General features: G+C 68.4%; 12 protein-coding genes and 2 pseudogenes. 8 read left to right on the top strand and 6 right to left on the bottom strand.

The window, feature by feature from the left end; translation table 11 throughout:
- From F3J14_RS30240 to F3J14_RS30230, 3 genes and pseudogenes are all read left to right on the top strand, one after another.
- Positions 1-163, top strand: a pseudogene (locus F3J14_RS30240) (biotin--[acetyl-CoA-carboxylase] ligase); the annotation flags it as partial.
- Positions 160-948 carry a type III pantothenate kinase gene (locus F3J14_RS30235; RefSeq protein ID WP_166726062.1) on the top strand — a complete coding sequence of 263 codons (789 nt, stop codon included), beginning with the start codon at positions 160-162 and terminating at the stop codon, positions 946-948. The pseudogene F3J14_RS30240 and the gene F3J14_RS30235, both read left to right, overlap by 4 nt.
- Positions 949-1,174: 226 nt before the next feature.
- A complete protein-coding gene (locus F3J14_RS30230; RefSeq protein WP_166726061.1) occupies positions 1,175-1,417 on the top strand; it encodes a hypothetical protein in 243 nt (80 codons plus the stop codon).
- Between the two features lie 16 nt (positions 1,418-1,433).
- Here the strand turns inward: F3J14_RS30230 and rfaE2 are convergent, their stop codons facing one another.
- The 3 genes from rfaE2 to F3J14_RS30215 all read right to left on the bottom strand — a co-directional run bounded on the left by rfaE2 (position 1,434) and on the right by F3J14_RS30215 (position 4,686).
- Positions 1,434-1,919 carry a D-glycero-beta-D-manno-heptose 1-phosphate adenylyltransferase gene (gene rfaE2, locus F3J14_RS30225; protein ID WP_105787132.1) on the bottom strand — a complete coding sequence of 162 codons (486 nt, stop codon included), beginning with the start codon at positions 1,917-1,919 and terminating at the stop codon, positions 1,434-1,436.
- A gap of 165 nt (positions 1,920-2,084) precedes the next feature.
- Complete coding sequence (locus F3J14_RS30220; RefSeq protein ID WP_006755359.1) at positions 2,085-2,963, bottom strand: hypothetical protein; 879 nt, start codon at positions 2,961-2,963, stop codon at positions 2,085-2,087.
- A gap of 496 nt (positions 2,964-3,459) precedes the next feature.
- Positions 3,460-4,686: a patatin-like phospholipase family protein gene (locus tag F3J14_RS30215; RefSeq protein ID WP_166726060.1), complete on the bottom strand. Its 1,227-nt coding sequence runs from the start codon at positions 4,684-4,686 to the stop codon at positions 3,460-3,462.
- Positions 4,687-4,763: 77 nt separating this feature from the next.
- Here F3J14_RS30215 and F3J14_RS30210 point away from each other — a divergent pair.
- The 3 genes and pseudogenes from F3J14_RS30210 to F3J14_RS30200 form a co-directional block, all read left to right on the top strand.
- A pseudogene (locus F3J14_RS30210) lies at positions 4,764-5,222 on the top strand (P1 family peptidase); the annotation flags it as partial.
- Complete coding sequence (locus tag F3J14_RS30205; RefSeq protein ID WP_166726059.1) at positions 5,219-6,046, top strand: M55 family metallopeptidase; 828 nt, start codon at positions 5,219-5,221, stop codon at positions 6,044-6,046. The pseudogene F3J14_RS30210 and the gene F3J14_RS30205, both read left to right, overlap by 4 nt.
- 279 nt (positions 6,047-6,325) lie before the next feature.
- Entirely contained in the window at positions 6,326-7,105 is a 780-nt protein-coding gene (locus F3J14_RS30200; protein ID WP_166726058.1) for a helix-turn-helix transcriptional regulator, read from the top strand.
- Between the two features lie 442 nt (positions 7,106-7,547).
- Here the strand turns inward: F3J14_RS30200 and pcaG are convergent, their stop codons facing one another.
- The 3 genes from pcaG to F3J14_RS30185 form a co-directional block, all read right to left on the bottom strand.
- Positions 7,548-8,141, bottom strand: a complete 594-nt coding sequence (pcaG, locus tag F3J14_RS30195; protein ID WP_166726057.1) for a protocatechuate 3,4-dioxygenase subunit alpha — start codon at positions 8,139-8,141, stop codon at positions 7,548-7,550.
- A 3-nt stretch (positions 8,142-8,144) separates the two neighbouring features.
- Positions 8,145-8,852, bottom strand: a complete 708-nt coding sequence (pcaH, locus tag F3J14_RS30190; protein ID WP_006751197.1) for a protocatechuate 3,4-dioxygenase subunit beta — start codon at positions 8,850-8,852, stop codon at positions 8,145-8,147.
- Between the two features lie 307 nt (positions 8,853-9,159).
- On the bottom strand, positions 9,160-9,723 hold the full coding sequence (locus F3J14_RS30185; RefSeq protein WP_166726056.1) for a YiiX/YebB-like N1pC/P60 family cysteine hydrolase: 564 nt from the start codon (positions 9,721-9,723) through the stop codon (positions 9,160-9,162).
- Positions 9,724-9,843: 120 nt separating this feature from the next.
- Between F3J14_RS30185 and F3J14_RS30180 the strand changes: the two genes are divergently transcribed.
- A complete protein-coding gene (locus F3J14_RS30180; protein ID WP_124497961.1) occupies positions 9,844-10,581 on the top strand; it encodes a helix-turn-helix transcriptional regulator in 738 nt (245 codons plus the stop codon).
- A gap of 77 nt (positions 10,582-10,658) precedes the next feature.
- Positions 10,659-11,602, top strand: a 944-nt coding sequence (pcaQ, locus tag F3J14_RS30175) for a pca operon transcription factor PcaQ (protein ID WP_166726055.1), incomplete at its 3' end; no start/stop codon positions are given.

Raw genomic sequence — 11,602 nt, 5'->3', positions numbered from 1 at the left:
CTTCGCGTACGCCGGACGCGAAGTCGTGCTGCTCGAACAGGGCGTCGAACGCGCGCGCGGCATCGCGACAGGCATCGACGCGACCGGCCAGCTGCTGCTCGACACGCCCGACGGCGTGCAGGCGATCGCGGCCGGCGACGTATCGCTGCGCGAAGCGCAATGAACGAGCCGCATCTGCTGATCGACGCCGGCAACAGCCGGATCAAGTGGGCGCTCGCCGACGCGCGGCGCACGCTCGTCGACACGGGCGCGTTCGGCCATACGCGCGACGGCGGCGCCGATCCCGACTGGTCGGCCCTGCCGCGTCCGCATGGCGCATGGATCTCGAACGTCGCGGGCGCCGACGTGGCCGCACGGATCGACGCGCTGCTCGACGCCCGCTGGCCGGGCCTGCCGCGCACGACGATCCGCTCGCGGCCCGCGCAATGCGGCGTGACGAACGGCTACACGACGCCCGAACAGCTCGGCAGCGATCGCTGGGCCGGCTTGATCGGCGCACGTGCGGCGTTTCCGGGCGAGCATCTTCTGATCGCGACGTTCGGCACGGCGACGACGCTCGAAGCGCTACGCGCGGACGGTCGCTTCACCGGCGGGCTGATCGCGCCGGGCTGGGCGCTGATGATGCGCGCGCTCGGCACGCACACCGCGCAGTTGCCGACCCTGACCACCGACATCGCGAGCGGGCTGCTCGCCGGCGCGCAGGCCGAGCCGTTCCAGGTTGATACGCCGCGCTCGCTGTCGGCGGGTTGCCTGTACGCGCAGGCCGGGCTGATCGAACGCGCATGGCGCGATCTCGCCGATGCGTGGCAGGCGCCCGTGCGGCTCGTGCTGGCAGGCGGGGCGGCGGACGACGTCGCGCGCGCGCTGACGCTGCCGCATACGCGGCACGACGCGCTGATCCTGTCGGGGCTTGCGTTGATCGCCGCCGACGCGGCGGCGCAGGATTGACGAAAACCGGCCGGCATCGCGCCGACCGCGTCGACGGATGCCCGGCCGCGTGCTTCGTCACGGCAAGGATGGAAAAACGGGCGCCGGTGTGTGCGCCCATGCAGGCAGCCGGCCGCCCACGCGGCTCGGCCGTCGCGAACGATCGCCGGCTGCAACGGCAACCTCTGCCATGCGGCCAGCCCGACTGAACGGTTGAACGACTGAATCACGACGAGGAGTGTCGACGATGCTGCGCTGGCTGATCGCTGTTCTCTTTCTCGCGAACCTGCTCGCGTTCGTGGCGGTGCGCGGCGTGTTCGGGCCGCCGCCGGCGGCCGGCGCACGCGAACCGGGCGTGCTGTCCCGGCAGGTGCGGCCCGATGCAGTGCACGCGATGCCGCTCGCGCAGGCGACCGATCAGCCCGTGATCGGCGGTCCGATCGCCGCGCCGGCCATCATGGCGGCGCCGCTCGCGGCATCCGCGCCCTGACGGCGCGGCGCGCGCATCAGGACTGCTGCGCGCGCACCTTCTTCAGCAGCGCGGTGGTCGAGCGGTCATGCGCGAACGGAATCGCGAGCGCACGACCACCCCAGCCGCGCACGATGGCCGATTCCGGCAGCGCGTCCATGTCGTAGTCGCCACCCTTCACGAGGATGTCCGGACGGACGGCCTCGATCAGCGACACCGGCGTCTTTTCCTCGAACTTCACGACCCAGTCGACGCTCTCCAGCGCCGCGAGCAGCGCCATCCGGTCGTCCTCGCGGTTGATCGGACGGTCGTCGCCCTTGCCGAGCATGCGCACCGACGCATCGCTGTTCACGCCGACGATCAGGCAGGCGCCGAGCGCCTTTGCATCGGCGAGATACGTGACGTGGCCACGGTGCAGGATGTCGAACACGCCGTTCGTGAACACGACGGGCGAAGGCAGCGAAGCGCGCAGGGCAACCAGGGCGTCGCGGGTGATCAGCTTGCGTTCGAAGGTAGCGGACATGATGGAGTTCGGATGGCGTGAGCGGCGCGCAGTGCGCGTCGCGACAAGACGCGGCGGCGCCGGATAATAAAAAGCCCGCCGGAGGGCCGGGCGGGCTTCATGCAGGAGTTCACTGCGACGATCGCAACCGGCGGAGCATCACGGCGGCTGCGCCGCCGCGCGGCCTCAGGCCGGTTGCGCGGCCGACGACGGGCCGCTTTCGGACTGCAGGCGGCCGGTGACTTCCTTGCGATAGCGGTTCAGCTCCTGCGCGGTCGCGAACGTGCGCTCGAACAGGATCGACAGGTTGTGCAGGATCCGGTCGACGACCTTCTTTTCCCACTCGCCGTCGAAGCGGATCTGCTCGTCGAGCCAGCGCTCGAGCCATTCCGGATCGGGCAGGCGCGACTGCACGGTGTCGCGCGGGAACAGCGCCTGGTTCACGTGCAGGTTGGTCGGGTGCAGCGGCTTCTCGGTGCGGCGCGCCGACGCCATCAGCACGCCGATCTTTGCGAACGCCGCGCGTGCGACGTCGCCGCAGTTGTTCAGCGCCTTCTTCATGTAGCGCAGGTAAGCGCCGCCATGGCGCGCTTCATCGCGCGAGATCGTTTCGTAGATGTGCTTGATGACCGGCTCGGTGTGCCAGTCGGCCGCGCAGCGATACCAGTGGTTCAGGCGGATCTCGCCGCAGAAGTGCAGCATCAGCGTCTCGAGCGGCGGCGCCGGATCGAACTGGAAGCGCACCGCGTGCAGCTCTTCCTCGGTCGGCACCATTTCCGGCCGGAACCGGCGCAGGTATTCCATCAGCACGAGCGAATGCTTCTGCTCCTCGAAGAACCACACGCTCATGAACGCGGAAAAGTCGCTGTCGTGCTGGTTGTCGCGCAGGAACATTTCCGTCGCGGGCAGCGCCGACCATTCGGTGATCGCGTTCATCTTGATCGTCTTCGCCTGCTCGTCGGTGAGCAGCGAAGCGTCGAACTTGTCCCACGGAATGTCCTTCTCCATGTCCCAGCGGACAGCTTCGAGCGACCTGTAAAGTTCCGGATAAAGCATGGTGTTCATGATGGTCCCACCCCTGTTCTGCGCAATGCGACTTCTCTAAACGTGACTGTTGCCGCGTAGGCGCGCGAGCGCGCTTTTTTGCAGCCAAGACTCTAATTTTACGCGGGAATCCAGCCGCCGGACGCAGATTCCGCATCCGGCAGCCGGGCGGCCGCGCCGCCGCTTCGAGGCATGCCGCAGCCCCGCTCCGCTCGAACGGAACCGGCCGCGCGTGCCTCATGTGGGGGCCGGCGCAGGCCGGCTCGTAGACGAGCCGGCCCCGGCGTCACACGGCTCCCGGACGGGTTACCCGTACGGCTGCCGGACGGCAGGCTGCTCGATATGGTGTATACGGCGGCGGCCATGATAGCACGCACCCATGACGGTTCCGAGACGCCGACCCGGTCGTGCGCCGCCAACGGCGGTGCGGCAATCGGTCGCGGGTGGGCGTCGCGAAAACGCAACCAATCTGTAAGGCGCATCTGCTTCAACTCCGTTTCCGGGAAGCCGACTCCCATCAGACCCGTATTTCGCCCGTTGCGATGCCGCCGTCCGGCGGCGTGCCGGTCGTCGGCGCGCTGCAGCCATCGGCCCCGGCGATCCAGTCCGCCAGCGTGTCGCGCTGCGCGCGCCCGTCGCGGTAGCCGAGCTCGATCAGCTCGCGCGTGAACGCCTCCTCGAACAGCAGGTAGCTCGCAAATGACGCGCCGGCCGGCTGGCTGCCGCCGATCGCGCCGAGCAGCCCGCGCATCGTCGCCGGCATCTCCTTCAGGTGTTTCGCGGCGATCAGCTCGATGCGCTCGGACGGCGCGATCGCGAGCACGTCCACGTGCCGCCACCCGCTGTCCACTTCGACCTGCTGCGGCAGGTGCTCGATCATCCGGTTGATGTGCTCGATGCGCTCGATGTCCGCGCCGATCGAGTCGAGAAACACGCTCGCAAGCACCTGCTGGCCGATCTGCGCGAGCGTCGGATAGCCGCGCACCCGCCCCGAACCGTTCGCGGCGGGAATCTCGGGCCGCGGATCGGCCGCGCCGATCACGAGGATCCGGTTCGCGCCGAAGTGGATCGCCGGCGACAGCGGCGCGACCTGCCGGATCGACCCGTCGCCGAAGTACTCGATCTGTCCGTCGAGCACGAGCGGCACGGCCGGGAACACGAACGGAATGGCCGACGACGCGAGCAGGTGCGACGCCGACAGGTCGACGAGCCGCGCGGTGCGCTGCGCGCGCCGCCATGCCTGGATCGGCTCGGCGGCCTGGTAGAACGTCAGATGCCGCCCGCTTGAATAGCTGAGCGCCGTGATCGAGAGCGCATGCAGCAGCCGGCTCTCGAGCATCTGCTCGATCCGGTGGAAACTCAGCTCGCGCTGCAGCAGGTGCGCGAGCGGCGCGTTGTCGAGCAGCCCGCGCGGCGAACGGCGTGCCGCCCAGCCGAAGGTCATCGCCGCGAGCCAGCGTGCGCCCGCCGCCGCGATGCCGAGCCAGTCGGTGCGATACACGTAGTCCGCGCGCAGCGGCTCCCAGAATTCGAGCAGCCGCCGCACGCCGTGCGAAAAATCGTCCGCGTGGCTCGCGATCGACGTTGCATTGATCGCACCGGCCGACGAGCCGCATACGACCGTAAATGGCACCGTATGCCGATGCGGATCAGCCTCCCGCGCGATCTCGGCCAGCGCCTTCAGCACGCCGACCTGGTAGGCGGCGCGGGCGCCGCCCCCCATCAGAACGAGCGCGAGCCGCATGATCGACCTGCCATCCGGTTCGCGTCAGGTCGAGCGCTTCGGCGGACGCGTTGCGGGCGACGAAGCGGCCGCCGCGCGTGCCACTTGGGCGCGTCGTCGCGCAGCGGCGCGCCACCGCGGCCGCGCAGGCGGCGGCGCCCGAGCAAGGCTCGATCATCGTGCTGCTCGCGACCGATGCGCCGCTCGACGCACGGCAACTGTCGCGGCTTGCACGCCGCGCGGGTGCGGGCCTGGCCCGCACCGGTTCGGTCTACGGGCACGGCAGCGGCGATATCGCGCTCGCATTTTCCACCGCATACACGATCGCGCACGACGCGTCGAGCGTCGCGCTGCCGGCCCTCGTCGCCGATGCGGCGCTCGATCCGCTGTTCATGGCCGCGGCCGAAAGCGTCGAGCATGCGATCGCCGACGCGCTGCTGCAGGCCGTGACCGTGGTCGGGCGCGACGGCCACGTGCGGCAATCGCTGCGCGACGCGGTGCCCGATCTCGAGCGCCTGTTCAACGACGACTACGAAGGACGTCATATTCCATCATGAAAATCCTGATCTCGACCGACATCGAAGGCGTCGCCGGTGTGTTCGCCGTCGAGCAGACGCGTGCCGGCAATCCGGAGTACGAACGTGCGCGCCGCTGGATGACCGCCGAGGCGAATGCGGCGATCGAAGGCGCATTCGCGGGCGGCGCGCAGGCCGTCTGGGTCAACGATTCGCATGGCGGCTTTCGCAATCTGCTGCCCGACGGGCTCGATGCACGTGCGCGCGTCGTGCTCGGCAAGCCGCGCACGCTCGGGATGATGGCGGGCCTCGAACAGCAGCCCGATCTCGTGTTCATGATCGGCTTTCACGCGAAATCGCAGACGCACGGCGTGCTCGCGCACACGATCAACAACTTCGCGTTCACGCAGGTGTGGCTGAACGGCATCGAACTCGGCGAAGCCGGGCTGTACGGCGCGTTGGCGCGTGAATACGGCGCGCACGTCGCGCTGGCCTCGGGCGACGACGTGTTCGCCGAGGAAACCCGGCCGCTGTTTCCGGACGCGCGTTTCGAGACGGTCAAGACGGCCCGCGGCGCATCGAGCGGCGACACGCTCACGCCGGCCGCGTCCTGCGCACGCATCGCGACCGCCGCGCGCGAAACGGTCGCGCATGCGCTGTCGTCCGGTTGGCGCGCAACCGCGCATCGGCCTGCGCCGGCCGCTTGCACGCTGCGCGTGCAGACGGCCGCGCTCGCCGATCTGTTCGGCATGCTGCCGACGCTCGAGCGCGTCGATGCGGTGACGTTGCGCTTTGACGGGCCGTCGGTCGAGCACGTGGTGCGCACGCTGAACAGCCTGTCGGCGATGTCGTTCATGCTGCGGTGATGCGTGCCGACCGGATGCCGTCCATGCGCGGCGCGTCACGCAGGGCCGGCGGGCGTTTCGAGCAGGAACGCTGCCATCGCTGTGACCAGCGCAACAGGGTGGGGGCCGTCCCCCACACGATGAAACGTAGTGGGCATCTCCGCTCCGATGAAGTCGCAATCCGGCCGATTGGGCCGTCGGGTCGTGCGGCCGTCCGGTCGCACAAGCGTGGAGCGGATCTCAGACCGATCGAAGGTGACCCGCCTTCGATACCAGATCATTCATGATGGAATTCCGGCCTTGAGCAATACGCTGCCAGATCCCTACGACCATATTCCCCGTAGCGTGGTCGTGACCGCCAACGACTATGCGGCGGGCACGACGTTTCCGGAGCACGCGCACGGGCGCGGGCAGTTTGCGTTCGCGTCGCGTGGCACGATCAGCGTGTCGACGCCGCACGGCCGCTGGCTGGTGCCGCCGCAGCGCGCATGCTGGGTGCCGCCCGGCGTGCGGCACGAAATGACGATGACCGGGGCGGTCACGATGCTCAACACGTTCGTGTCCGATGACGCGGCCCGGGCCGCGGGGCTGCCGGACCAGTGCGGCGTGTACGGCGTGTCGCCGCTGTTGCGGCAACTGATCGACGATGCGATCGACCTGCCGGCGATGTACGACGTCGACGGCCGGGCGGGCAAGCTGATGGCGCTGCTGGTCGCGGAAATCGCGACGATGCCGCGGCTGTCGCTGCACGCGCCGCTGCCCGCCGACGCGCGCCTCGCGAGTATCTGCCGCCATCTGTTCGCGTCGCCATCAATCGCGGCCGATCTCGATCAGGTGGCGACCCATGCGGGCGTGAGCCGGCGCACGTTTACGCGGCTGTTCCGCGCGCAGACCGGCGTAAGTTTCGCCGCGTGGCGTCAGCAGGTCTGCATGCTCGCGGCGATTACCCGCCTGAGCGACGGGCAGCCGGTGACGCGGGTCGCGTTCGAGCTCGGCTATGCGAGCGCGAGCGCCTTTACGTCGGCGTTTCGCCGCATCCTCGGCGATACGCCGAGCCGGTATCTGGAGGTTCGCCGCTAGTCGCGGCGGACGCGACGGCCGCGCACGAAAAAAACGCGCCTGCCAGGATTCGGTAAGGCGCGCTTAAAGGCACTCGGTCAGAAAAAATGCGCGTCCAGCCGGTGGGGCGGCGTTCGCGCATTGATTCATGAAAATTGCTGCCTATCCCGATTCAATTCCATCGGTGTATCGCGGATAGCAAAGCATACGCTGCATAACGCGCGAACGATATCGCGTGCCGCCAACGATTCATGTGCCGCCGCAGCATGCGTTTCAATCGCGCGTTCGACGCCGAGGTCGGAGGCCGCCAACCGAGGACATCGGCCATGGTCAGCGCGCGTGCTGCGACACAACATCGAATGTTGTCGCCCGAAAACGAAAAACCGCCGCGCGACGCGATGCCTGTCGGTATCGCGCCACACGGCGGTTCGGTGCGAGCAGCCGGCTTGCGCCGGCTCGCGCGTCACACGTCGAAGAACACGGTTTCGTCCGGCCCCTGCATGCGGATGTCGAAGCGGTACACGACGGGGCGGCCCGGCTGCGCATCGCGCTTCGCGACGAGCGTGGCACGGCGTTCGGCCGGCACCAGGTTCAGCACCGGATCGGCCGCGTTCGCCGCGGCTTCGTCGTCGAAATACACGCGGGTGAACGCGTGGGTCAGGATCCCCCGCATCATCACGGTCACGTTGATGTGCGGCGCTTCGTCGGCGGCGATGCGGCCCGGCTTCACCGTCGGGACCACGAAGCGGTACTGCGCATCGGTGCCCGTGCCGACGCGTGCGAAGCCCGTGAAGCCGGACTTCGCGATGTCGTCACGCGACGCGGGATAACGGCCCGCGCCATCCACCTGCGTGAATTCGAGCACCGCGTCGCCGACGACGTTGCCGTCGCCGTCGAACACCTGACCGACCAGCAGCACGTGCTCGCCTTCGGCGTCCGGCGTGGCGATCGTCGGCGTGAACAGGCTCTTGAGGTCGTAATCGTATTGCTGCGGGCACAGGCCGTAGGCGAAGTACGGGCCGACCGTCTGCGAAGGGGTTTGCTTCAGCGTCGTCATGGTTCAGCGCTCCATCGGGGTAGCGTCGCGGCCGCGCAGCACGATGTCGAATTCGTAGCCGAGCGCATAGCCTTCTTCGGTGATGTCCATCGAGAAGCGCGAGATCAGGCGATCGCGCGCGGCTTCCGGTGTGCCCTGGAAGATCGGGTCGTACGCGAGCAGCGGATCGCCGGGGAAGTACATCTGCGTGACGAGGCGCGAGCCGAAGTAGTCGCCGAACAGCGAGAAGTGGATGTGATTCGGGCGCCACGCGTTCGGATGGTTGCCCCACGGATAGGCGCCGGGCTTGATCGTCAGGAAGCGGTAGCGGCCTTCGTTATCGGTCAGGCAGCGGCCCGCGCCGAGGAAGTTCGGATCGAGCGGCGCGTCGTGCTGGTCGACCTTGTGCACGTAGCGGCCGGCGGCGTTCGCCTGCCATACCTCGACGAGCGTGTTGCGCACGGGCTTGCCGCCTTCGTCGAGCACGCGGCCGGTGACGACGATGCGCTCGCCGAGCGGCTCGCCGTTCTTCACGGCGTTCTTCGTCAGGTCATGGTCGAGCGCGCCGAGATCCTCGGCGCCGTAGACGGGCGCGTACTGGTCGCGCAGCTTTTCCTTCAACGGGATCATCGGGCGCGTCGGGCCGCGCTTCACCGACGAACGGTACTCGGGGTGGACATACGCGGGATGCGACGGCCAGTCGCGCGGCGTGAGGATCGTGGGGGAATCCATCGGGTGTCTCCTGACAGGTTTTTCGCGAAGGGGATGGCAAGACTTTAACCAATCCGGAAAGTTATGCAAAATGACCTTTTTTAGCGAATCGCATAACCGTTCGTTATGTTCGGCGACCCCAATGAAAATCCGCCGGACAGGCGGCCTGTCCGGCGGAAAAAGCGATCGGGCTTCGCGTCGTCGGTGACGACTCCGTGCACGGCCCTCCAGCCAGCCCGTCGCTGCATTTTTTGTGTTTCGTTGTTGTTGTTATCCGGTCTCCCCGAGCGTGCCGGTCGTTCGTTTTTCGTCGTTTGTCTTTCGTTCGTTACGGTCGGGCGGGATCGAAGACGATCCCGTCGAATTCGAGCGACAGCGTGCCGCTGCGCAGCAGCGCGGCCGGGGTCGCGGTACGCTCGGCGCCGAGCACGTCGCCCACGTAGTTCGCGCAGAACCCGCGGTGCGCGAGCAGGCTGAAGCGGCTGCCGAGCAGCGCGTCGATCCGCTGTTCGGCCAGCGTGTGCGCGGTGCGCTGCGCGTCGGCGGTCGGTGCCGCGACGCGGCGAGCCAGCGCGACGCGTCCGCCGTCGGCGCGGGCGATGAAGCGCGACAGCGGCGTGAGCTTCGTCCGTGCAAACGCGGGCTCGGCGATCAACGGTTCGTCGCCTGACGTATCGACGACGATGCCGAAGCGATCGGCCCACGTGCCTGCGTTGCCTGCCGCGTCGCGCAACGCGCCGGCCGGTACGCGGATGAACACGAGATCCCCGACGTGCGCGCCGGCGGCCAGCGTGCGCACCGTGGCGAGCGGCAGCGTGCGGTCCGTGTCGCGGGCGTCGCGCGGCGCGGTGGGATGCGGTTCGAAGGCGGTGGTGTCGGTTCGGGTGCTCATCGTGGCTCCGTCGGGCAGTGACAGGACGGAGCGGATTATGCGGACAAGTATCCAAAAGTGCTTGTATGGATGCTTGAGTAGCCTAATATCCGACCTTGAGCACCATTTTTCGATACCAACATGACCGAGACCGCCCAACTCATCGAAACGCTCAAGCGCCAGCTGAAGGCGCAGGGAATGACCTATCGCGACGTCGCGCGCGCGCTCGACGTGTCCGAGACGAGTGTGAAGCGACTGTTCGCGAGCGGCCGCTTCACGCTGGAGCGCGTCGCGGAGATCGCGCAACTGCTCGGTTATACGCTCGCCGAACTCGTGCAGGAGGCGTCGGCATCCGCGCCGCGGTTGCGCGTGCTGACCGAGCAGCAGGAGGCGCTGCTCGTGTCGGACGAGAAGCTGCTGCTCGTCGCCGTTTGCGCGGTCAATTACTGGACCGTGCAGGACATCGTGTCGGCCTATTGCCTGACGCAGGCCGAGTGCGTCAAATACCTGCTGATGCTCGACCGGATGAACGTGATCGCGCTGCTGCCGGGCGACCGGATTCGCGTGCGCGTCGCACGCGATTTCGACTGGCTGCCGGGCGGCCCGATCCGCCGTTATTTCCATGCACACGTGCTCGACGACTTTCTCGGCAGCCGTTTCGACGGCCCGGGCGAGACGATGACGTTCTCGCAAGGGATGCTGACCGACGCGGCCGCCGCGGAACTCGAGCAGGAACTGCGGCGGCTCAGCAGCAAGGCGGCGGCGCTACACGCGGAGTCGTCGTCCGCGCCGCTCGGGCAGAAGCGCGGCACGGGCCTGCTGATCGCCAAGCGGATCTGGGAGCCGACCGGATTCCACGCGCTGCGGCGCCATGCGTGACCCTGCGCCGAATGCTTGGGCCTTTCCGGAAAGTTATGCAAAATGGCACAACGTCATCACTCGCATAACCGTTCGTTATGAATAACCGTATCGCCGACGGCCGCGTCAAATTCCGGCACCTGCAGTGTTTTCTCGCGGTCGCGCAGCTGGGCGGCGTGCAGAAGGCGGCCGAAAGCCTGTCGATCACGCAGCCGGCCGTGTCGAAGACGATCGCCGAACTGGAGTCGATCCTCGGCGTGAAGCTGTTCGAGCGCGGGCGACACGGCGCGCAGCCGACCCGCGAAGCGCAGCTGTTCATCCCCCATGCGAACGCGTGCGTGCTGGCGCTGCGGCAGGGCGTCGGGCTGCTCGCGCGCGAGGGCGGAGCGGCCGCGGCGACGCTCGAGATCGGCATGCTGCCGACCGTTGCGGCCTCGCTCGCGCCCGCGCTGATGAAGGCGCTGGCCGCACGCTGGCCGCGCATCGTCGTGCGGATCGCGACGGCCGCGAACGCCGAGTTGCTGGAGCGGCTGAAGGCGGGCGCGATCGAATGCGCGATCGGGCGCCTGTCGGAGCCGGAGCGAATGATCGGGCTCGCGTTCGAGCAGCTGTACAACGAGCCGCTCGTCGCGGTGGTGCGCGCCGGGCATCCGCTGCTGGCCAGCACCGCACCGGCCGCCGAACTCGCGCGCTATCCGGTCGTGTTGCCGCCGTTCGGCACGCTGATCCGCCAGTCGGCCGAGCAACTGCTCGGCGCATGCGGCGCGCCGCCGCTGGATTCGTTCATCGAGGTGCTGTCGGTGTCGGTCGCCCGCGCACTCACGCTCGAGAACGACGCGGTCTGGTTCGTGCCGCTCTATGCGGCCGAATACGACCTGTCGGCCGGTGCGCTCGCGCGCCTGCCGCTGCCGTCCGCGGGCACCGACGAGCCGGTCGGGCTCGTGCTGCGCACCGATGCGCAACCGACGCCCGTCGCGCGGACGCTGATCGACGCCGTGCGCGAAATCGCACGGGCGCGGTTCGGCGATGCGCGAGCGCATCG

The sequence above is a fragment of the Burkholderia sp. Tr-862 genome (genome assembly GCF_011753085.1).
In the GTDB taxonomy this organism is placed as follows: domain Bacteria; phylum Pseudomonadota; class Gammaproteobacteria; order Burkholderiales; family Burkholderiaceae; genus Burkholderia; species Burkholderia ambifaria.
The sequence above is the reverse complement of the archived record's forward strand: the minus strand, read 5'-3'. Positions and strand labels throughout refer to the sequence as shown.